The following is a 22,252-nucleotide window of genomic DNA, read 5'->3' as shown; positions in this document are numbered from 1 at the left end:
TAGTCCGTTATAAAAGGCCTGGGACTTGTAAGTTTTTCCCAGACTAGTTACTTAGAATTCAGTATTGCCTCTTCAATAGTCATACTCTTTGAGAGTTCTACTGCTTTATAAACTCTTAGTGGGTCAATCATTCCTCCAGAAAGACAAGGAAGCCTTGGAGTAGGAATAAATGCCGTGTCCATAACAATTTTCTTTAACTCAAGTGGACTAAGTTTAGGATTAATTTGTGAGGCCTTAAGAATTATATTTAAAGCAAATGGAGAGGCCATAGATGTACCATTTAGAGCAAGCTCTCCCCCTCCAGAATGCGCCGATATGACTCCTGTACCTGGAGCAAAAATATCAACCTTAGTGACTCCATACTTTGAAAATGAGGCCCTCTTATAAGTTCCCATTTTATCTACTTCATAGTCACTTGTATTAAGTGCACCAACAACGAGCATATTTTCAAATGAGTGAGAAGCAGGAAAACTAAAATTTCCAGGATAATCAAGATTGAGTCCTACTCTTCCATTACCTGCGGCAACAGTGAAGAGAGTACTTGGATTATCTCTAAAGATTTGTTCTAAAACTGTAAAAGAATATCTTGGAGCAGACATTGGCATTCCAGGAGCACCAATAGCAAAACTCATATTAACAAATTTCACATTCTTCTCTTTAATAAATCGATTTGCTCCTGCAAGATGTCTTGCAATAGCAACGTCACCGGCAAAACCAACCAGTCCAAAATCCTCAGTCCCTTCCAGCGCCTTAGCTGCAACATGAGTCCCATGAGAAACAGGAAAAGGCGTGTGAGAAAGAAAGTGAGTCTCTCTGATATTATTATCATCACGATCAAGATCTAACCCTGAATCCTCTTGAATATGCCACCCGTAAGAATCATCTACTCGTCCATTACCATCGTTATCGATCCCATCTTCAGGGATGTCATAAGGGGAATTATATAGATACTTAGTAAGAGACTTATGAAAGATATCAAAACCTGTATCAATAATAACAACAGGACTTCTTTGTTTCTTATAAAAAGAAAGCTCCCCTCTTGAGGATAGAATTTCTTCAATATCGAAGCTTTTAGATTCATCATAATTTCCAAGAACTTCATTACTTGGTGAAAGTGTAGTGAAAGAAGTTACATATTTTGCAAACTCCAGGCCCTCTTTAAATTTAACAAGAAAACTCTTTATAATACTTCCATCTTTTGCGAGATGATCGACTTTAAAGGGATTATATTCATTGGGCCTAAAGTGATAAATAGCTTGCTGAGTAAGGGACTCTCTATGTATTTTCCACTCTTTTGAAAGAGTGAATTCACCATCAATAAGATCGTGCTGCTCCTTAGATTTAATCTTCTTTGTCTCTATATCTAAAACTTCTTTTATATAGCTCCCTTCATTAAGATAGTGAAACTGAGCATAGTAAGTATGTACACCTTCAGAGTTCCAGGACTTCTGCTCGATCTGGCCATATTCGCCATACTTACCATAGGAAACTAACTTCTTCGTCTTTGGACTATACTCTCTATGTTCAAAGAGTGAATCATCTAGACAAGTGAAGACTTTCTTATAATTGAGATCATCAAATTGAACCTTAATTTCAGGACAAGGAAGTGCAAAGGCGATAGAGGGAACCATCAAAGTAAGTAGAATTTTTTTCATAAATACTTATACCCCAAGGCCATATCCCAATAAATGCCAATGTAAGAAGTTCTTAGGGCCGTCTATAATTTTGCCACAAAGAATTTACTATATTTTTGTTTAACATGATCTATAATAGAGAGAATAATAAAGTTTTAATAAGGACTCCCATGCAAATTGCATCTATCATTCTCTGTGCCATCGTTGCCCTTCTTCATATCTACTTTCTAGTGCTAGAGATGTTTCTTTGGGATAAACCTAAGGGGCTTAAAGTCTTCAATAATACGCTAGAAAAGGCGAAGCAAACGAAGGTTCTTGCTGCCAATCAAGGTCTCTACAATGGATTTCTTGCAGCAGGACTTATTTACGGAATACTTCTAGGTGGAGAAGTTGGTTTACACTTTCGTGCCTTCTTTCTCGGGTGTGTGATCGTTGCTGGAATCTATGGAGGATACTCTGTAAATAAGAGAATCTTCATTATTCAATCAATTCCAGCGATCTTAGGCATTGTGTTGACATTTCTATAAATTAATTGCGAGAACTTTCCTGCTCCCTCGTAATAACTCTTTTACAAATAGTTGTGTCGTTCTCTCCATTATCTTCAGTAATGAGTAAGTTATCATTACTTAAAGTAAAACGACTTATCAATAGTTCATTATTTCTATAAATTTTAATAAAGAAAGATTCACTCTCTTTGTAATCAAAAAGAATGACATCTACTAGTCTAAGCATTTTATCCTTAGCTAGAATTTCTAAAGTCGCAGCAGGTGTAGAACTCTCACTAAGTTCAAGACTAAGGTGAAACTCCCTCTTATCTTCTTTGCAATAGTATAGTCCATCAAAAGAAGCATTGGCGTAGCTGCCTAAGCATAAAAGTAAAAATAGTATTATTTTTTTCATAAATTCTCCTCAACTTTTAGTGACAAATCTCATCAAAATAAGTTGTTGAATCATTTGGGTCGCTATCTCGTCTATCATCACAAACTTGAATATCATCTCTAATGAGAGGTAATTCAGTGTTCTCTAGTTTACTAAATTCAATATTCCCATGAGTTGTAACAAACTCTCCATTAGAAGACTCGCCAGAGACAGTCATTAGAGCGTTAGCCGCTTCTAAAGTTGTTCCCTTCGTAAAATCAACTTCAAAAGTCTCTTGATCATTTTTCATTGTAAAAAACTTAGTTGAATTATCAAAAGAGACATCAATGCCTTCGGACTCCATAGTCTCAAAGAACTTAACTAAGTCTTTGGTGTAGATATCATGAGTGGAAATTTCAATATATTCACGAACCTCATGAGCACAGTATCTATTAGAAGTTTCCTTAACATGGAAAGTATAAACTCCATCAATAATACTAAGAAGAGACTTCTCTTCAACGCTCTTATAGTCACAGACAAAGGCACCATCTTTAGTGGTCTTTCCATTTTCAATTGATATAAATTTTTGTCCTACTTCATATCCACTTAGAACATGATTAATAAAGTTAGTATCTGCATTGGCCGAAATTGAACTCATCAATAACAGAAAGATCATTTTTTTCATAAAAACTCCTAAATTATCCATTCATTATAAATTATTTTTAAAAGGTTTATGCTTTGGCCGTAAATCCTACAAGCTATGTCAAAACATAGAACACCCCTCTAACTCATTGAAATTTAAGTATTTTCTCTCAATCTATTAGAGCTTATTGTCTAAGTAAAATTATTACGAAACCAATATCTCTTGTTATAGAATAGACCCATGATAAATAAATACTTAGCTCTGCTACTATGTCTTCTTCTGTTTTCGTGCTCATCAAAGAGTTGGCGTGAGGCCTCGAGACAGAGTGTTGGAATTGCTCCACTTGCCGCCGATCTAAAAGAAGATATTGTACTTATCTATTATGCCCGCGCCTTTTCTTGGAGAGGAAACTTTGGAATCCATCCATGGGTTGCTTGGAAGAAAAAAGAAGACTCCCAGTACACTGTAGCTCAAGTGACTTCTTGGAATCTAAGAAGAGAGGGCACAACGGTTAGTGTAAAAAGAGATCTTCCAGATCGTAAGTGGTATGACAATGATCCTACTCAACTCTTTGAGGCAAGAGGACAGAAGGCGTCCAAGATTATAAAAAAGCTTAAAGCTCTAATAAAAGATTATCCTTACAAAGACAATTACACACTATGGCCTGGCCCTAACTCAAATACTTTTGTTTCTCATCTTATAAGAAATATTGATGAGCTCGATATTGAACTTCCGGCCCATGGAATAGGAAAAGATTATTTTGGAAAGACCAAATTCATCTCAAACACTGCTTCAAATACTGGTTTTACCTTAAGTCTATTTGGAGCCCTAGGTCTTACTCTAGGTGCAGCAGAGGGCGTTGAAATAAATTTATTAGGTCTTCACTTTGGGGTAGATTTTTGGACTCCAGCTCTGAAGCTTCCATTCTTTGGTAGAGTTGGATTTAAAGATAAGGCCTTTTAGGCGGCCAGATCATAGAATACTCGGCTAACTTCTTCGATTGAAATAGGTTTTGCAACAAAGTCATCCATTCCTGCATTGTGACACTTCTTTCTATCTTCTTCAAAGACATTGGCAGTCATCGCGACTATCTTAGGACGATCTTTTCCATACTTTTTAACGATCTCTATAGTTGCAGTAACACCATCCATAATAGGCATTTGCATATCCATAAAGATAAGATCATAGCGACTTTGTTCTAATTTATTTAAGCACTCAACACCATTTTCTGCGATATCACATTGAATCCCTAATTTCTTGAGCATCATTTTGGCAATTTTTTGATTAATCTTATTATCTTCAACTACAAGTACTCTAGCACTAGTATCAATTTTTTGTGAAAACTCGATGACATTTGTCTTCTCTGGAAGCTCCTCTTCCTGGGCCTTCTTAAGAGGAACCTCTAAGAAGAAAGTTGAGCCCTGTCCTAACTTACTTTCAAACCACACTCTTCCTTGTAATAACTCGGCGATCTTAGAAGAAATAGCAAGTCCTAGACCTGTTCCACCAAATCTTCTTGTAATAGATGTATCTGCTTGAGAGAATGCCTGAAAAAGTTTTGATTGATTCTTTTCACTTATACCAATACCTGTATCTTTAATTGAAAAGAGAATCTTAAAGTCATTTTCTTCTTCCATGCCCATTAGATGAACATTAATTTTAATACCACCTTTTTCTGTAAATTTAAGAGCATTAGAGATGAAATTAATAAGAATCTGCTTTATACGAGTATCATCTCCATTGAGAAGCTCTGGAATAAACTTATCGACTTCATGGTCAATTTTAATTTCACGACTATCAGCACAACTTCCAGCGATACTAACAACGGCAGAGATCATCTCTCTTACATTGAAGTCGTGATTTTCTATAATGAAATTTCCAGAGTCAATTTTAGAAAAATCTAAAATATCATTAATGATCGTAAGTAAGCTATCACCGCATGCCTTAACAGTTTCAAGCATATTCTTTTGATCAATATTAAGCTGTGTCTCACCAATAAGATTTACCATTCCTAAGATTCCATTCATTGGCGTACGTATTTCGTGGCTCATATTGGCAAAGAATTCAGACTTTACGACAGCGAGTCTTTCGGCCTTGTCTTTTTCTTTCATAACTTCTGCTATGAGCTTCTTCTTTTCTATCACCTTTCCAAGGTTATCTTCTAGAAATTTAATAACACTCATAAATTCTTTATCTTCAGTCTTCTTCTTCACACTGAAGAACTCAAAAACAAGTAGAATATCGCTTGAGTTTTTTGCTCCAAAACAAAGAGAGGATTGAAATGGGAGATCATCTAGGCAAGCTTCCCTATCTAGCTTCACATCTTCCATCCACCTCACTCGGTGGTCTAAGTAATACTTTCCACTGATCGACTCACCTTTTTTGATAACTCTATTAGAGTGAAGTTTTTTAAATTGCCCTAGAATATTCTCATCTTCACAGTGAAACACTCTAGATGAATAGAGATAACCTTTTTCGCTATTAACATAGTGAACATGGCCAAGATCCCAGCCAAAGGTCATTTTAAACTCTTCTAAGAACTTTTGATAGAATTCATTATTAGAAAGAGAGTCATTTGAAATACGATCTAGAATTCTAAAGAAAATACTCTCAAGTTCAAAAACTCTCTTTTCTGATTTTACTTTTTCCTGCAGTTCTTTTTGCTTTGTAATATCAAATCGAATTGAGACGTACTTTGAAATCTCACCATCTGAATTTCGACTTGGATATATTGTCGAAGACACCCAATAGAAGCTCCCATCTTTGGCCTTATTACAGATTTCGCCCTTCCAAATATGTCCAGCACTAATCGTCTTCCACATCCCTTCAAAGACACCCTTAGGGTGAACGCCAGAGGCAATGATGCGATGGTTTTCTCCAATAAGCTCTTCTTTAGTATATTGTGAAACCTTACAAAATTGATCATTGGCAAAAATGATATTTCCATCAATATCTGTTTCAGATACTAATGCTGAGACATTTACAGCATCTTGAATAATATTTAGTTCACCATAATAGGTATTCCACAGTCCATAGTTTTTAAAAAAGCTCCACGATACAGAAATTAATGCAATTGAATAACTGCTTACCTGCAATAGGACGATATCAAAAAGAACAAAGAGCTCTCTTTCTAGACTGATGGCCAAGTAGAAGTGCATGCAAATATTTGGAAGGCAATATAAGATTACACCCTGAACAAAGGGAGATTTTTTTCTTTGAAAGAGAAATCCAGCAACAGTGGCACATAGTAAATAGACCATTGATATACCAAGATCCCATGGTCTTAGAATTAATTCATTCCATGTAATAAAGGTAGGAATATTATCTGTGTCTAAATTAATAACTCCAATAATAAGAAAGGCCAAGACAAATAGAGAAAACACACCAAGTTGAATAGCTCTTTTAGCCCTCTTTTCAGCTCGAACAAAGAACTCAATACATAGAAAGGAGTTCAGTGTAAGACAAGAAAAAATCCCACTGATAGTCCAAAAATATATTTCTATTGCCAGAGAAAAGTCAGCATCTCTATTGGAGTGGGCAACCAGAAAAATCTCAGTAAAATGAAGAATTGAGCAAAAGAAAATAATTCCACCAAAGATTGGAACCTTAAAGTCTTTCTCTACCATAAAGCTAAGAATTGAGATGACAAAAGTACTTACCCCAATGACTAAGACAAATAGATCAAAGAGATTATTCATTAAGAACTCTGTTAAAGAGTGCTCAAGAAACTTGTCTGAAAGAGGCATGAGATATGTAAATATTGGAATAAGACAGAGAGTCATAAAAACTCTCACTAAACTCTTTGGCAATAAATCTATCTCTTTTTTATAAATCATCTACTAGGCTTTTCGAAATATAAGTTTATGAGTTGATATAATAAAACTATAAGAATAAGTACTTGATATAATTACTTTCATTGTGATATTTTTAAGTATTTAGCTTCCTCTAGCCGATAAGACAGATGTGAGAAGAATACTATTTTTGACTATACTAGCAACACTTTACTCAGGTTCACTCCTGGCCTTGCAGGATAGTCCGTGCTCATTAGAAAATATATTGGCACAGAGCTTTTCTAAAAAAAGAGTTGATAATTTAGTCGTTAGTACTGAGCACTGGAGTGTCATGCCTAAAGAGCTTTCTCCAAATAGTGGAGATTATCTAAATTTGAAATTCACAAAGGCCATAGCAAGTGATGAGGTTCAATTAATATATAAGGATAAAAAAGGTGTTCAAAAAATCTCGGCCACACTTACTGACAAAGGTGTTGCCAAGATCAATTTCACGAAGTGGTTTGATGAGGTCTATTCCTTTAAAGGTGGTACTCTTTTAATAAAACTAGTACGAAATAAGAATACTGAAGTTTGTGAATATAAAATGGAGATAGAAGGTGAAGATTAAATTACTACTAACCCTTTTTCTAACGAGTCAGACACTTATGGCAGAGGATTTAACCTGTCGTGAGGTACTCCTAGACCAACCTCCTTTTTATATTAGTGATGAATACCGCCAAGGTGATAAGATATGGGAAAACTTTAAAAGTTTTGAAAAACCAAATGTTAATCAAAAATATATTCCCAGAGGATCTATTGTTCTCGTTGATGAAGAACTTTATGAACAATCAGATGCCTCGAATCACCTACTTCCTATTCGTGTATTAAAAACCCCTAGCGAACTTACTGAGCAGCAATTAAAGAAAACAAAATCAAGAAGTAGAGACTCACTAAGAGCACTTATTTCAGGAATTTCTGGAAAACCAAGAGTGAAGAAGGATGATATCGGTTGGTTAAATAAGCATAGCATTGAGTCCGCTGGGAAATACACTTTTGCTGTGACAAAAGACTCTGCGGTTTACGACTCCCCAAACGTTCATGTTGATAAGAATTACTATATTAGTCTCGATATGGAAGGAAAGAAATTCAAAGCAACTAATTGTTGCACAGAAGATATAACTCCTGGAGAAGAGATTTGTATTGAAAAGTATAAGATGATTTTAAAAGATGAAAATGGAAATGAAATTGATAGAAATTATGTAAATATTAATGCCTGTTCATTTACAAGCTCCCTGACTCCTATTTCTAATGAATCGATTGATGCCGTCTCAGAAATACTGCAAACACTAAAAAGAGATGATCCGTCTTTAGATATCGATGATCTCGAAAGACTTCCTCCAAATCAAAGTTGGAGAGGTTCTAATAAAACAGTTATACGAAGTGAATTGATAAAGGTTCCTATTGATCTTGAAACTGGCAAAGGACCATTCAATTCCTTTCACTATAGAAATGATGATAAAGCGCACTCCGATGCGTTCTTAAAGGCAACACCTCTTTGTGTTTTCAACAAAGTACTAGAGCAGTGGTCAAAAGAATGTAAAGAAGTTGGCTGCCAAGTTCAATTTGGAGATCTCTATCACCCAGTCAGTTGGAGGGCCCACAGCTCTCATGGTAGCGGAGAATGTATTGATATCAGACCAATGAGAAGTAATGATGATGAAACGATCAATGGTCTACGCTATGGATGGGAAAGGTATAGCGAAGATAAGACCAAGCGCTTCATTGAACTGCTAAGCAAAGCAGGAGGAAAGAACTTATTCTTTAATGATCCGAAGATTAGAAAAACAACAAAGGCAACTTATATGAAAGGACATAATGATCATATTCATGTATGTTTTCCACCTGAAGATGATAGAGTTAAAGATACTTGTAAAAATGGTATTAAAAAGTGAGCCTTGAGTGAGTGAACAGAAGAGAACTATTGAGTTGATGCCTTATACCCCAATGTATAAGGAGTTCTATTTAAAGGAATGTAAGGCCCTTGAAAAGGTTCTTCGATCAAATTGTATTGAAGTCTATCATATCGGCTCCACATCAATTCCTACAATTATGGCCAAGCCAATAATTGATATTCTCTGCGTTGTTCATACCTTAGATGAAATTTCTCATTTTAAAGATGAATTCGAAAGACTTGGACTTGAATGGAAGGGAGAATTTGGTATTCCCCAAAGGCTCTACTTTGTAAGAAAGGCTAAAGACGGGCTCACTCACCTAAGCCATATTCATATTTTTGAAAAAGGAAATGAAAGAATAAACGATCATCTTGATTTTAGAGATTACTTAAAAGCAGAACCTAAAATTGCCAAAGAGTATGAAAAGTTAAAAATTGAATTAAGAGATAAATTCAAAGATGATCCGAAAGCTTACCAAGCAGGGAAATCTTCCTTTATAGAGATGGTCTTGAAGACTCTTGAAGGATAAATTCCTCAAGTGATAAAATTTGAGAGTTACCGATAAGGCCATTTCCTAAAATGTGCATAGGATTAATTTCTGGAACCTCAACAATATAAGCTTTAGAGTCATCAAAACACGATTCATGAAGAATATCTTTAGCATACTTTCCGTACTTTCTGATTTCATAACTGCAGTCATTTGCTTTAAGAGGGCATATCCTTCCTTCTCTCTTTGATAATTCATGAAATCCCATTTTCATTGCAGCTTGAATTTTAACATGCTCTTCTATTTCGTAAGAATCATAGCTATTGCAATTTCGTTGTTCATCCCAACCATTATCTAAATAAGGATAGAGACTGAAGTATCTATTTCTTTTCCACTTACCTTCCCTACAACTAAAAAGAGGGCTTTTGATTTCTTGCGATCCACGATTAAATACTGGATCTGGATTAAAGAGTAGAAGCTGATTCCAAAATCTCATGCCATTATAATTTGCAACGAGATCTGCATTTGAATAAACTCCAGTAGTAGTCATTCCAAAATAGGTTCTCTCAGTAAACTTTCCCCATCTAAGAGCATTATCAATATTAACTTCGCCACTCTCACCTTTTAAATAGGCCCTCTTATAAAATCCCCACCCCTCTACAAAGAAGTGTCCTAATTTATCTACACCAATTTTTCGTCCTCGATCTACAGTAACTCCTAAGAGTCCTTTCAAGTTTAAAGAGAAGCCCTCATACCAAGTCATTTGATTATAAATAGACCTCCACATAGGAGTTCTCGTAATTTGATTTTCAGCTAGGTTTTCATCAAAATAGACAGCAACACTATGACCTACAAACGGTCTTGAAATACTCTTTCTAACAATTTCATAAAAGTCTTGTGCTTGTTCAACATTCTCAGGACATGAGATCTCTTGTGCATTTAATTGATTAGTCGCTTCTTCTAGCCATTTATTAATCGATCGATTCATGAAGCTAACTCCACTACTTTTATGAGAGGAGATATAAGTATAGCTATCAATTTCAGCACTGAAGCTACTTATGCAAAGTAAAGATAGAATAAGAATTCTTAATAAATACATATGACTAAGATACGTGAATACAGAATAAATATCGCCAAAAGTGTAATTAATTCAATGATGTATAGAGACTGATCAGGTCTATAAGTTCCTGATTTCGCGTCTCTTTTGCCAGTTCAACTGCGGAAACACCATCTGGCCCAACAATTGTTGGGTCCATTCCGTGCTTAAGAAGAAATCGAACTTCCTTAATCTTCTGTGAGCTTACAAGACTTAGGAACTGCTCGAAGTAGTCCTCAACTTTGAAATCAAATCCCTGCTCAATAAGATAGTCTAAGATCTCAAGATTTCGAGACCACCACGCAAGTGCCGTTGGAGAATTATTATAAGCATCGAAGACATTTCTATTGGCCCCCAGTCTTAGAACTTCTTTAACAAGCTGAAGATTTCCCTTATAAATTGCGGCAATTAAGTAAGTATCATTATTTCTATCGGCTATATCAACAATAATGACATTATCATCTGTAATAGACATCATATGCTTAAGTGCATCTTCAGGGTTTTCCATTTTTAATGATATAAAACTTAAAAGAAATTTTGCAGAAGTTGTCCCTAAGTTTTCCAGATCAAGATAAGCAAATGCTAGTCTATCCTTTTTGAAATATCCAACACCTCTATTTAAAAGAGCACTTTCAGTAGAGCTTATCTCACTAAGTCTTTCAAAGTATTTGTACTGGGCAGGATTTAAAACAAGTAGCCTTCCTAGAACAAGTCTTTCATGATCAATATCTCCCTGTGCTTGAACGATCTTTAGCAAATATTCTAAAGGAGTATTAAGCTTAGGTCTTAACTGATTCGCCGTTTGAAAGGCCCTCTTCGCCTCAGCATAGAGATCATTTTCAAAAGATATTTTACCTATCAACATATATGTATCGTAATAATTGCTAAAAAGTAATTGCGACTGCTTTAAAATCTCAATGGACTCAAGGTTATTCAACTCTTTGGCCTTAAGATTTAACTCGTAGGCCTTAACCCATTTCATTGCAACAGCAACTTTTCCATAAATAGTCTTATCTCCACAATAGGCCGTGGCCTCATCTGGAGTTCTCGAAGTGATACCGACAAATTCATAACGACCATCTTCATTCTTAGTAAAGACAGGGCCTCCTGAATCTCCAGAGCAAGTATCTTTACCTTCTCCACCAGCAACGAACTCTATTTTCTGATTCTCTCTCACTCGAGTAAGCGCCTCATACTTAATTCCAGATTCACCATTTTCTCTTTTTCCAAAACCAACAATTTCAACATCCTGACCAATTGAGAAATTTGTCATCTTAGAATTTGGAACTAATTGATCTTCTTCAATATCAAATTCACCAGCAAGCTCTACAACAGCAAAATCAAATCCACTATCCGCTCCCTTATAGAAAGGGTGTTTAGTAATAGATTTAATCTTTCTCACTCGTGGCGCTTCTGCGCTAATACTGTCCCTAGTAACAACAACTTTATTAATATAGTAGTAAGGACTTTTTTTGAAACAATGAGCAGCACTGAGGACTCGTGTCTTAGAGATTAGCGTACCACTACAGAAAGTACTTTCTAATTTTCCATCAGAGTCTTTCTTTGCAAAACCAATAACATTGCTCCATTTATTTGCACTAACTTCAACCCCTCCGTAGATTCCACCAGAAAATAATTCATTCGAATGAGTTTCCTCTTTTTTGGATCCACAAGAAGCTAATACTAAAATAAATGTGAGCAATATTACTAATTTCAAAGGTTTTCCCTGTTAAGGCACTAGTTATAGCAGTTTTAAAAAAATCTTCATTAAAAGTGTAACTTTTCTATAGAAAACATAATTTATAGATATTTAAAATCAACCACTTATAGATTACTCTGAGATTTGCCATCTGCTTTTGAGCGTGAAAGAATTTTTAGAAGCAACGAATGAGTAAGTTCTAAAGCTGTTTTCTTAAACAGTTCACAAGGTTGCGCAACATTTTCGAGACAAATTATATGAGCTTAACACTCTACGGATCGATTCCTTCACCTTATGTAAGAAGAATTCGAATCCTTTTACATGACGTTGATTTTCACTTTGAAGTTATTGATCTGATGAATAATGAGGACCAAGTGAAACTCTTAAAGATTTCACCAGTAAGAAGAATTCCTATTCTAAAAGACCAAGACACAATTATCTATGACTCAAGACAGATTTATAATTATCTGGCAAAGAAGCTCTCATTAAAAGCGCTTACAATTCATCAAGAGAACTTACTTACCTTCATCGATGAGGTAAACGACTCTCTTGTCTCCGTAAGACTTCTTAATTCATCTGGCTTTAATGATATTCAAAATACTTTCATGCGCAATCAATATAAGAGAATCAAAGACACTCTAAGGTTCTTTGAAAAAGAGATCACTCTCTTTGAATTAGATGAGTCGGATTATGTTCAAGTTTGTCTTTTCTGTCTACTTGATTGGATTGCATATCGAGAATTGGTTTCACTGGAAGAGTTTAAGAATTTAGAAAATTTTAGAAATTCTTTTTCGAGTTTTGAAAGAACTAAGAAGAACTCTCCACGTCTTTAGGGAAGCTCTTATTGAGCTTTCTTAAAAAGTAAAATCCAATTGCTCCCCCCAAGAAGTTTGCAATAAACCCTGCCCAATAAATTCCTTGGTAGGAATACAACTCTCCTAAGATGAGGGCCAGAGGAATATGAATAATAAATATTCTTAAAATATTTAATAGTAGAGAAGTCTTAGATCTTCCTATGGCATTATGTGTAGAGACAGTATTTTGTAATATGGCCAGCCCCATAATCGAGAAGATCATAATCTTCAAATAAGTTCCTGCGACCTTAACTATCGTAGGGTCATCATTAAAGATCGCCGCGACATTATCGGCAAAGAAAATCATCATAACAGAGCAAATAAAAATCCAAGCAGTCGAATACTTATTGGCCAGAGATAGTGCCTTAGTTATACGTGAATATTTTCGTGCACCATAGTTTTGCCCTACAAATGGAGAAAGAGAGGCGGCAATTCCAATAAGAACAATTGCAAAGAGAGACTCAACCTTAGTTCCAACTCCAAAACCAGCAACAACATTTTCCCCATGCTTTGCCACTAACTTAGTAAGAACAAACATCGCAATAGGATTTATCAAATTATTTAAAAAGGCTGGTATGGCCACTTGAGAAATTCTTATCCAGTTGCCGATCACTTTATTGAAACCTCTAAATGGATTTACAAGAACCTTATACTTGTAGTGCAAGAAATACATTGCTGCTAAGAAAGTAAAAAAGCGAGCTATTGCAGTTGCAATGGCGGCACCTTTAAGTCCTAGAGCAGGAAATGGTCCGATACCAAAAATTAAAAGCGGATCAAAGATAAAGTTAACAACGCCTGCCACAGTCATCACAATTGCAGGAAATTTAGTATTTCCCATTGCTCTAATAATACTATTACCTGTCATTGGAACAACTATTAGAGGAATAGAAGCGTACCAAATCATCATATATTCTTTGATAAGTGGTATTAAGTCTTCACTTGCTCCCATAAAGAGAAATAGTGGTCTGATTGTTAGCTCACCAATTATAAGTAGAATTATTCCTAATATAACAACCATCGAGAGGCTATCTGTTGCGAAGTTTGCAACTTGGTCCGCTCTTCCTGACCCAAGGGCCATTGAAACAAAGGATGTAGCAGCGATTCCTATACCAAATGCTACAGAACCAACAATAAGTGGAATAGGAAAAGTGAATGCTATTGCGGCGAGTTCGCGCGTGCCCAACTTACCAATAAAGTAAGTATCAACAATATTAAAAATAATGATTGAAAAGACTCCCAAGATCATAGGAATTGCTAAATCTATGAGTTGCTTTGAGATATCCCCTTGCGTCAAACGGGCCTTCATAGATTATTTGTATCATTGATTAAAAACTTTGCACAATCTTAACAAACGAATCACTTCGACATAACAATCTTTTAAATTGATTCGCCTATACTGGATTTAGGAAATGACTTGGAGGTCACATGAAAACTTTAGAATTAATCAGCTTTGACTTATGTCCATTTGTTCAACGTTCAAGAATAACGTTATTAAAAAAGCAAGTGGATCACAAGGTCACTAATATTGATTTAAAGAATAAGCCTCAGTGGTTTCTAAATATTTCTCCACTAGGAAAAGTACCCTGCTTAAAAGTTGGTGACGATATTCTCTTTGAGAGCTCCGTCATTAATGAATACTTAGATGAGACCACCGGAGGAGAATTCCTTCCAAAGGATCCTCTGAAAAAAGCTCAAATAAGAGCATGGATTGAATTTACAAGCACACTAACTTCTTCATGGTATTCAATGACTATGTCGAAAACAAAGGAAGACTACGATGAGCGTAAAGAAATTTTTCAAGGACAACTTAATCGACTTGAAAAGAATATTACAGGAGATACAACATTCGATGATTCAGGTTTCACTCTCGCCGATACCTGTATACTCCCGATCATACAGAGAACTAAACTCTTAGATGATCACTATAAAACAAGCTTTTTATCAGATAAGCCAAAGTTGAAAAATATAGGCCTCGAACATCTGGAAAAACCTTACGTACTAGAATCTGTCCCAAGTGACTTCTCTCAAAGAATGGTTGCCTTCCTCTTTGATGCAGAAGTTTATTTGTCTCGATAATGCCTATAGGGGGGAAGAGGTCTCTCTCCCTCTTCCCCTTTATTTTTTCTTAGGAATTTTGATTACAAGAAAGCCTTCTTTTGCATTTTGATCAACTGACATTTTTTGTGCATCTCCATCAGCTGGAACGGGAAAAGACTTGTTAAAGCTAGATGAAAAAGAACTCTTAAAACTCCCCTCATCATTTATTTTTTCGATAGTGCCAGACAAAATTAATTGAGAATCTTCAATATTTACATTTATCTTATTATTTTCAGAGCTTCCTACTTCTAGGTCATAGTAATAGAAGTTTTCATCTTCTCTGCGTTCGACCTTACCTACATCAAAGGCCGAACCAATATTTCCGATCGAGTCTGCAATAGAGCCAAAGAGAGTATCTTGTTCTTCTTGTCTCTTTTGTTCTTCTTCCATCATGTCTTGCATTTGTTTTTTTAATTTATCGAGACCAGCGCCCATACCAGCAAAAGGATTAGGAATATGTATCCCACCCTGTTGTTCTAACATGGCCTTCTTAAGTCTAACTAATTCTTCTCTTTCAAGTTTATTAGCATTATCCATTATTGTGTATGTTGTAGAGAAGGCAAAGATAGCACCTAGTGCGAATGCAGCGGCATAACCTACTTTATGATTCATCGAAATATCCCCCTTTAGTTAATACATGAGATAACTTTAAAGGATTATTCAAAAAAACTCAAAATATAAATCTATTACCTGAGTACTACATATTTTTTTAGACTAGAATTATACTTCAGAAGTTTTAATTTTTTAGAAAGAACTGAGGCCACGTTATTAGGACCATCATTTTCAACAGTAAAGCTTGCTAATAAAGTTGTCTTCTTTGTCGCGTCCCAATTATGTTCAGCAGTCAGTAAAACATATGAGTCTACGGCCTGTTCATCTGAACCAGAGTTAAAAGAGATTTGTAAAACAGGTAGTCCTCTTAGCATCCCGTTATCACCAATTGAAATTTGAGTTTGAACAGGAAGAAATTCATCAGCGTCTGAGTCTATCACCTGTACTTGACCACTTGATCTTACTAAGAAAACAATCTCTCCAATATACTCTGTCTGCAGAATATACTTTCCTCTAACCTCGTCTAAGAAATCGGCCTTATCGAAGTATCCCATACTAGAAAAGCTAAGGATGGTAGTAAGTAGAAGTAAAAAAGATTTCAATTTCATAAAATATTCCTAATTAGTTTTGTGAAAAATATGAAATTTGTCCTTAATAGTCCACGTGAATAATTAGATATAGCCCATCTATAAATTAATTACACGGCTTAAGTATACGAAATTGCAAGGTTCACAAGAAGCTTAATTTAGTCTTTCACAAGTTGTGAAATCTTTGATAAACAATCTGTGAATTTTAATTTACGACTTATTTTAGTGAAGTTAGTTTGTGTTCAGACAAAACAAAACACGGCTCAAGGGCCTTAACTAACTCATTAGGAGAACATAATGAAAAACCTATTTATCGTAGCAGCTACATTATTAATGTCAGTTTCAACTTTGGCACACATGCCAACTGAAAATGATTCTTGGCAAACAATCAGAAAGCACTTTTCAAGAGTTATCGTTGCAGAGCCTTCTGTAAAACTTGATAACGGTCCAATGACTTCTGCTTTTTTCGTATGTAAAGAAGGTGAGTCTCTTAAAACTTTAAAGCCACTTACTAAGTGTGTTCAGTGGTCAAGAAACACTGGAAACAGAGACAGAGACAACAGAAGATGTCTACAAGAAGTTAAGTACTTTGGATATGCAGCTATCGAAGGAACAAGAGAAAGATGTACTAAGTGGAAAACAGTTAGACGTGGTGATGACAATGAAAGAGTTTGTGTTGCTTACGAAGACTACAACTACTCTCTACCACTTTCTCACGAAGTTAATGTTTACGCTGTTGAAAGAGGCGGACGTGACAATGACGACAGAAGAGGAAGAAAGCTTTTCACAAAAACTCTCTCAATCGAAGATTGCGAATAATATAGTGTGATGGTTGGGCCCTTTCTTAAGAAAGGGCCTTCCCTGTTAAAAAAATGGATAATATGCAAATAGAAGTAGCACAACCAAAGATTTCAATATTTGATTTCGATGATTATCGAGATTATCTTATTAAGGTAGGAATGCCTGACGGTCTCTACTCGCATACTTCAAACAATCTCCAAGCATGGGCATCTCGTCTAGGCTATAAATCTCCAAGCTCACTTACAATGGTTCTAAAAGGACAACGAACTCCAAGTTCGGATATGGTTAGAACACTTAGTGAAGACTTGAAGATGACTATTAAAGAAAAAGAATATTTTCAACTTCTTATACAATTAGAAAAAGCTCACAAGAAAAATAAAGACCCAAAAGAGCTCCTATTAAAGCTCTCTTCACTTAACTCAGAGAAAAAGGCCATTTCACTAGGTCTTAAAGAGTTCTCTGCAATTAGTGAATGGTACTTCTTGGCGATCAAGCAGCTCATAAGCACACCAGGATTCATTGAAGATGAAGACTGGATCTATAAGAAACTAAGAAAGAAGGCCACTCCATCTCAGATAAAGAACGCTATTAACATTATGCTTGAGATGAAAACTATTGGTCGTAATGAATCTGGAGAATTAATTGTCTTAAAAGAAGGTCTTTTAACTACAAATGATGTTCCTAGCTCAGCAATTAAAAGACATCACTTCGGAATGATCAACAGAGCTCTTGAGGCCATTAATGAACAGGATGTTAGTGAAAGACAAGTAACTTCATTAACAATGAAAATTAAAGATGAAGACTTGGCCGAAGCCAAGCAGTATATTTTTGAATTTATTAAAGATTTTAACGAAAAGTTCTCGACCACTGAGGCCAATGAACTTTTTCAGTTGAATATGCAATTTTTTAAGCATACTAAGAATATAGTTAACCAATAATGAGAGACGCCATGAAAAATGTTATTATTTTATCTCTTTTAGTTTTCACTTCAAATATTTTTGCTATTGAAGAAATAATGCTTTCTCCACAAAGAAGAATTGAACTTAACCGAGAGTTTTCAATTCAAACGGCTCCACTCATAGATGCTTTTGGTTCAGGAGATATAGTTGGTAACGGAGGCGGACTTTTAGAGCAAAACTTCTATCACGCTTACTATAGTGTTCAGACAGCTATAGAAAACTGTTTATCTAATATTCAATGCTATACGAATTCTGACCAAAAGAAAGTCCTCAAGGACATCAACAATTTATTTATAAAGAAAATAGGACAGAAGAATATTCTTATATTTTTAAAGAATAGCCAAACTAATGATTTCTTTGAAGATGAGTATGACAATACTCAAAGACTTGCTAAGACAGGTTTTTCTTATGAGCACCCAATCTTTATCAACTTAGAAAGAGCTGAGTCTATTACCAACAATGTGCCTGCTATGATTAGTATTCTTATTCACGAGCTTGGACATCAAGTTGGAATTGCAAGCCACGGCTACCTTGATAGAATTTCGGCAAAAGTAAGAAGAGACTGGGATGCAAACTGGACAGTATCAACCCAAGAAGTAGGACAGAGAAATTTAGATATCAGACTCTTTTCTACTCCAAATAATTTCATTAGTGCAAAACTAAGTTATGAACTGGATGGAAAAGTTAAAAGTCTTAACTCTGAAATCTTTAAGCAACTAAAGTGTAACGACGGTGAATCTTTATACGGCTTCTACCTTTCAAATGGACACTGGAGCAGACCAACAGCGACAAGACACTTTCATTCTGTTGAAATCTCTTACTGGTTGGATGTCTACTGCAAAGATACATATGGTTCGATCTGGGCAGCACAGAAGGACTTAACGGTCACTTTTGATTTTCATAGAACTATGGAATTCGTTACAGACCTAGCAAATGTTAAGGTTCAAATTAAAGAATAATCAAGCAGATCTCAAAAGCCAGTTTTGAATTCTTTCAACTACTGGCTCTGGAGTTTTAACCCATTTGATATGGTGAAAATCTCTAAGTCCATATTCATCTCTTAAATGAATTCTTGTTAAATCAGCACTTTTTAACTTTGAGGCCAGAAACTCACTTCCCTCAATTGGAATATGTCTATCGTTATTGAGAGTTATAAAGAGTATCGGAATATTTAGCTTCTCAAGCTCTAAGTCGAGAGACTCATCAATATGCGAGTAACTTCCACGTAGACCTTCCTTTGCTACATCTCGCATAAGTTTGGCTGGCTCTTTAGAAAGACCTATATAGTCTCCAGGAAAATGACCTAACACCTTCGTAATATTTTTTAGGATATGATAATCAATCTTTCTCTTCGTTCTCTTCAATCCCTTTAACTTCTTGTAATAGAAGCTGCCCCCAGCAATGGCAATCATTCCAGCAATCGAGTCAGGATTGCGGGCACTGTAGAGTAGACCGAATTGAACACCAATACTGTGTCCTAAAAGATAAACCTTTGTATCTCCAAAAAACTCTTTTACTTGAGTTAAGACAGTAGGTAGATCAAATTCGATAACTTCTTTATAACCATGATCGGAGAACTTCATCGATCTCCCCTCTTGATTTTCCCAATCAAAGCTCACGACATGGTTTCCATCTAAAGTTAATGAAGTTGCTAGGCTTTTGTAATAGCCGGCCCTAATTCCTAGGGCCGGCAGAATCACAAATACAGGAGCCATGGAGTTTCCCCTCATGGATCTGAAAAAATTGAGTTTGAGTTTTGTTCTATCAACTAGCTTGATCGTTCTTGTTTCCATACGGTAATTCCTCCGACCCTCGCTCTATCACTTTGATAATTATCAACCGAACCAGAAAATTTGTGAAATGAATATTAATCATATACAATATGCATAATATGAATATTAATGGAATGGACCTTAACCTATTACTCGTCTTCAATGCCTTAATAGAGACAAAATCAGTCTCTAAGGGTGCGAAACTTATAGGTTTATCTCAGCCGGCCATGAGTCATGCTCTAAATAGATTACGCCTAATTTTAGATGATGATCTCTTTTTAAGAACCCCAAAAGGGATGGTTCCGACCCCAAAAGCAGAGGGTATAAAAGACATTATTGCCTCTTCGCTAGGTCAGCTCGAATCAGGTCTTTTTAGTGCCGAACAATTTGATCCGCACACACATAAGAAAAGATTCACTATAACTAGTAGTGATTGTGAATGTATGACCTTCATACCTTATTTAATAAGTAGTATATTAAAAAATTCTCCAGGAATGTCTCTTGATTTTCGTCACCCTACTCTAGAAACATTCTATTCTGATTTAGACTCTTCAAAAGTCGATCTGGCCCTAGGGGTTGGCCTTAGGCCTAGAAATAATTTAGTGATTCAAAAAATATTTGATGAAGACTATATATGTCTTACTAGAAAAGATAACCCACTCGTGCAGGACAAAATCAGCTTAGGCGAGTACTTAAAACTCGAACATATTAATATTGATCCTTTAGGCGGCAGACGAGGCATTGTAGATAATGCCCTTGCAAAAATAGGTGTACAAAGAAATATACGAGTTAGTATTCCTCAATTTTCATTATCGCCTTGGATATTTCTTAATAATAATTTGATTGTCACAATTCCCAAAACACTAGGGCTAGAGTTTCAAAAAATTCTTCCGGTAAAGTCCTTCGAACCACCTGTTGAAATTCAAAGCTTAGAGGGGCATATGATGTGGCACAAAAGAAATGATAACGATCCTGCTCACAAGTGGCTAAGAAAGAAAATTATTCAATCGGTCACGACACTCAGAAAGAAAGGACTCATTAATAAAGATGCAAAGGAGCTCTCATGATAGATCTAAGAAGTGATACACTAACAAGGCCATCTAAAGATATGTTAGAAGCTATGATGAATGCTCCAGTTGGAGACGATGTTTTTGGAGAAGATCCCTCAATAAATAAACTCCAAGAAGATTGTGCTAAACTTTTTGGGATGGATGGTTCCCTATTTTGTCCATCTGGTACAATGACAAATCAAATTGCTATCAGCTGCCATGTACAAGCATTTGAAGAAATTATTCTCGAGAGAGATTCACATATTTACCAATATGAGGGTGGCGGAATTTTTCATCACTCAAGAGCAAGTGTAAAACTATTAGATGGTAATGCTGGAAAGATAACGGCTCACCAAATTAAAACGGCCATTAATCCTGTTGACATCCATCGACCTACAACAAAGTTAGTGTCTCTTGAAAATACAACCAATAGAGGTGGTGGAGCAACCTACTCCATCGAAGAACTTCGAGAGATTTCAAAAGTATGTAAGGAAAATAATCTTCTACTCCACTTAGATGGGGCACGCTTTTTCAATGCTCACATAATTGAAAACTATGACCTAAACGAGATAGGACAAATCTTTGATTCTATCTCCATTTGTCTATCAAAGGGTCTTGGCTGTCCAGTAGGCTCTCTTCTATTAGGATCAAATGAATTCTTGAAAAAGGCCCTTAGAGTTAGAAAAGTGTTTGGAGGGGGAATGCGCCAAGCAGGTTTCTTAGCAGCAGCAGGAAGCTATGCCTTAGAAAGAAATATTGAAAGACTAAAAGAAGATCACTTGCTTGCAAAGAGTATTGAAAAGATTATCAAGAATATAACTTATATAGAGAAATCTAGAGAGGTAGTATCTAATATCGTTATTTTTGACTTAGATAATGAGATAGACCCTAATCACTTTCTAAGCTACCTTAAAGAAAATAATTTACTAGCAGTTTCTTTTGGTGGGCAAGCGATAAGATTTGTTACACATCTAGATGTTGATAAAGATATCTTAAAAGATATTGAAAATATTTTGAACAACTACACCTATTAGGCGGAGTTCTTCTCATCATTAAAGTAGTCGAATATTTTCTTTTTAAGTTCTGTAAAGTCTACTGGTTTAGTGAAATATTCACTTGCACCTAAACTCTTTGCTTTTCCTAAGTATTCATCGTTATCATAGGCAGAAACCATGTATACATGAATATTTGGATAATCTTTCTTTACGGATTCTAAAACTTGAAAGCCGTCCATTTCCGGCATATTAATATCGCATAGAATGAGCTGAGTATCTTCACCATCTCTGCTTTTCAGATACTCTAAGCAACTCTCTCCCGAGTTAAAACAGTTCAGAGTAATTAGTTCTTTTTTAACTTCTTTTTTGAAATAGACTTTATAGAGAGCGGCAACATCCTCTTCATCATCAATGGCCACAATATTGATTTGCATAATATCTCCCGTT

Annotated in this window: 23 protein-coding genes; 12 read left to right on the top strand and 11 right to left on the bottom strand. The window is 35.6% G+C overall.

Going from position 1 to position 22,252, the window contains the following annotated elements; genetic code table 11:
- Positions 1-47: 47 nt before the first annotated feature.
- Entirely contained in the window at positions 48-1,655 is a 1,608-nt protein-coding gene (locus DPQ89_RS16875; RefSeq protein ID WP_127718208.1) for a S8 family serine peptidase, read from the bottom strand.
- A gap of 149 nt (positions 1,656-1,804) precedes the next feature.
- On the opposite strand from DPQ89_RS16875, the gene DPQ89_RS16870 reads away from it, so the two are divergent.
- Positions 1,805-2,161 (top strand): DUF1304 domain-containing protein, encoded by a 357-nt coding sequence (locus DPQ89_RS16870; RefSeq protein WP_127718207.1) that lies wholly within the window; start codon positions 1,805-1,807, stop codon positions 2,159-2,161.
- Between the two features lies 1 nt (position 2,162).
- Here DPQ89_RS16870 and DPQ89_RS16865 read toward each other — a convergent pair whose 3' ends face one another.
- Together DPQ89_RS16865 and DPQ89_RS16860 are read right to left on the bottom strand one after the other, a co-directional pair.
- Positions 2,163-2,534 carry a hypothetical protein gene (locus DPQ89_RS16865; RefSeq protein ID WP_127718206.1) on the bottom strand — a complete coding sequence of 124 codons (372 nt, stop codon included), beginning with the start codon at positions 2,532-2,534 and terminating at the stop codon, positions 2,163-2,165.
- Between the two features lie 16 nt (positions 2,535-2,550).
- Positions 2,551-3,177, bottom strand: a complete 627-nt coding sequence (locus DPQ89_RS16860; protein ID WP_127718205.1) for a hypothetical protein — start codon at positions 3,175-3,177, stop codon at positions 2,551-2,553.
- Between the two features lie 198 nt (positions 3,178-3,375).
- Between DPQ89_RS16860 and DPQ89_RS16855 the strand changes: the two genes are divergently transcribed.
- On the top strand, positions 3,376-4,098 hold the full coding sequence (locus DPQ89_RS16855; RefSeq protein ID WP_127718204.1) for a DUF3750 domain-containing protein: 723 nt from the start codon (positions 3,376-3,378) through the stop codon (positions 4,096-4,098).
- Here DPQ89_RS16855 and DPQ89_RS16850 read toward each other — a convergent pair.
- Positions 4,095-6,917: a PAS domain-containing hybrid sensor histidine kinase/response regulator gene (locus tag DPQ89_RS16850; RefSeq protein WP_164848495.1), complete on the bottom strand. Its 2,823-nt coding sequence runs from the start codon at positions 6,915-6,917 to the stop codon at positions 4,095-4,097. The genes DPQ89_RS16855 and DPQ89_RS16850 overlap by 4 nt on opposite strands.
- A 181-nt stretch (positions 6,918-7,098) precedes the next feature.
- On the opposite strand from DPQ89_RS16850, the gene DPQ89_RS16845 reads away from it, so the two are divergent.
- From DPQ89_RS16845 to DPQ89_RS16835, 3 genes are read left to right on the top strand one after another with little or no spacing between them, the layout of a single operon-like run.
- Positions 7,099-7,533, top strand: a complete 435-nt coding sequence (locus DPQ89_RS16845; protein WP_127718202.1) for a hypothetical protein — start codon at positions 7,099-7,101, stop codon at positions 7,531-7,533.
- On the top strand, positions 7,523-8,857 hold the full coding sequence (locus tag DPQ89_RS16840) for a hypothetical protein (protein WP_127718201.1): 1,335 nt from the start codon (positions 7,523-7,525) through the stop codon (positions 8,855-8,857). The genes DPQ89_RS16845 and DPQ89_RS16840 overlap by 11 nt, the downstream gene beginning before the upstream one ends.
- 7 nt (positions 8,858-8,864) lie before the next feature.
- The gene (locus tag DPQ89_RS16835; RefSeq protein ID WP_127718200.1) at positions 8,865-9,386 is read left to right on the top strand and encodes a GrpB family protein; all 522 of its coding nucleotides are present in this window, start codon (positions 8,865-8,867) and stop codon (positions 9,384-9,386) included.
- Here the strand turns inward: DPQ89_RS16835 and DPQ89_RS16830 are convergent.
- Together DPQ89_RS16830 and DPQ89_RS16825 are read right to left on the bottom strand one after the other, a co-directional pair.
- Positions 9,352-10,443, bottom strand: coding sequence for a hypothetical protein (locus DPQ89_RS16830; RefSeq protein ID WP_127718199.1), 1,092 nt, complete (start codon positions 10,441-10,443; stop codon positions 9,352-9,354). The two genes, DPQ89_RS16835 and DPQ89_RS16830, sit on opposite strands and share 35 nt — an antisense overlap.
- A gap of 46 nt (positions 10,444-10,489) precedes the next feature.
- Positions 10,490-12,157: a trypsin-like serine protease gene (locus DPQ89_RS16825; protein ID WP_127718198.1), complete on the bottom strand. Its 1,668-nt coding sequence runs from the start codon at positions 12,155-12,157 to the stop codon at positions 10,490-10,492.
- 239 nt (positions 12,158-12,396) lie between these two features.
- Here DPQ89_RS16825 and DPQ89_RS16820 point away from each other — a divergent pair, with 239 nt between their 5' ends.
- Positions 12,397-12,972, top strand: coding sequence for a glutathione S-transferase family protein (locus tag DPQ89_RS16820; protein WP_127718197.1), 576 nt, complete (start codon positions 12,397-12,399; stop codon positions 12,970-12,972).
- On the opposite strand, the gene DPQ89_RS16815 is transcribed toward DPQ89_RS16820, so the two are convergent.
- Complete coding sequence (locus DPQ89_RS16815) at positions 12,947-14,299, bottom strand: MATE family efflux transporter (protein ID WP_127718196.1); 1,353 nt, start codon at positions 14,297-14,299, stop codon at positions 12,947-12,949. The two genes, DPQ89_RS16820 and DPQ89_RS16815, sit on opposite strands and share 26 nt — an antisense overlap.
- 119 nt (positions 14,300-14,418) lie before the next feature.
- Between DPQ89_RS16815 and DPQ89_RS16810 the strand changes: the two genes are divergently transcribed.
- Positions 14,419-15,069, top strand: coding sequence for a glutathione S-transferase family protein (locus tag DPQ89_RS16810; RefSeq protein ID WP_127718195.1), 651 nt, complete (start codon positions 14,419-14,421; stop codon positions 15,067-15,069).
- Positions 15,070-15,108: 39 nt separating this feature from the next.
- On the opposite strand, the gene DPQ89_RS16805 is transcribed toward DPQ89_RS16810, so the two are convergent.
- The gene (locus DPQ89_RS16805) at positions 15,109-15,702 is read right to left on the bottom strand and encodes an Hsp20 family protein (RefSeq protein WP_127718194.1); all 594 of its coding nucleotides are present in this window, start codon (positions 15,700-15,702) and stop codon (positions 15,109-15,111) included.
- Between the two features lie 74 nt (positions 15,703-15,776).
- A complete protein-coding gene (locus DPQ89_RS16800) occupies positions 15,777-16,250 on the bottom strand; it encodes a hypothetical protein (RefSeq protein ID WP_127718193.1) in 474 nt (157 codons plus the stop codon).
- A gap of 276 nt (positions 16,251-16,526) precedes the next feature.
- On the opposite strand from DPQ89_RS16800, the gene DPQ89_RS16795 reads away from it, so the two are divergent.
- The 3 genes from DPQ89_RS16795 (at position 16,527) to DPQ89_RS16785 (ending at position 18,948) form a co-directional block, all read left to right on the top strand.
- Positions 16,527-17,048, top strand: coding sequence for a hypothetical protein (locus tag DPQ89_RS16795; protein WP_127718192.1), 522 nt, complete (start codon positions 16,527-16,529; stop codon positions 17,046-17,048).
- Positions 17,049-17,110: 62 nt separating this feature from the next.
- A complete protein-coding gene (locus DPQ89_RS16790) occupies positions 17,111-17,968 on the top strand; it encodes a DUF4423 domain-containing protein (protein WP_164848493.1) in 858 nt (285 codons plus the stop codon).
- A gap of 11 nt (positions 17,969-17,979) precedes the next feature.
- Positions 17,980-18,948, top strand: coding sequence for a hypothetical protein (locus DPQ89_RS16785; protein WP_127718190.1), 969 nt, complete (start codon positions 17,980-17,982; stop codon positions 18,946-18,948).
- Here DPQ89_RS16785 and DPQ89_RS16780 read toward each other — a convergent pair whose 3' ends face one another.
- A complete protein-coding gene (locus DPQ89_RS16780; RefSeq protein ID WP_127718189.1) occupies positions 18,949-19,782 on the bottom strand; it encodes an alpha/beta fold hydrolase in 834 nt (277 codons plus the stop codon). It abuts the gene before it with no gap.
- A gap of 98 nt (positions 19,783-19,880) precedes the next feature.
- Between DPQ89_RS16780 and DPQ89_RS16775 the strand changes: the two genes are divergently transcribed.
- Positions 19,881-20,828, top strand: a complete 948-nt coding sequence (locus DPQ89_RS16775; RefSeq protein ID WP_164848492.1) for a LysR family transcriptional regulator — start codon at positions 19,881-19,883, stop codon at positions 20,826-20,828.
- Entirely contained in the window at positions 20,825-21,844 is a 1,020-nt protein-coding gene (locus DPQ89_RS16770) for a low specificity L-threonine aldolase (RefSeq protein WP_127718187.1), read from the top strand. The genes DPQ89_RS16775 and DPQ89_RS16770 overlap by 4 nt, the downstream gene beginning before the upstream one ends.
- On the opposite strand, the gene DPQ89_RS16765 is transcribed toward DPQ89_RS16770, so the two are convergent.
- The gene (locus DPQ89_RS16765) at positions 21,841-22,239 is read right to left on the bottom strand and encodes a response regulator (RefSeq protein WP_127718186.1); all 399 of its coding nucleotides are present in this window, start codon (positions 22,237-22,239) and stop codon (positions 21,841-21,843) included. The genes DPQ89_RS16770 and DPQ89_RS16765 overlap by 4 nt on opposite strands.
- Positions 22,240-22,252: the final 13 nt, after the last annotated feature.

It is taken from the genome of Halobacteriovorax sp. HLS (assembly GCF_004006665.1).
Classification (GTDB): Bacteria; Bdellovibrionota; Bacteriovoracia; order Bacteriovoracales; family Bacteriovoracaceae; genus Halobacteriovorax.
This window is presented reverse-complemented; position numbering and strand designations above follow the sequence as displayed.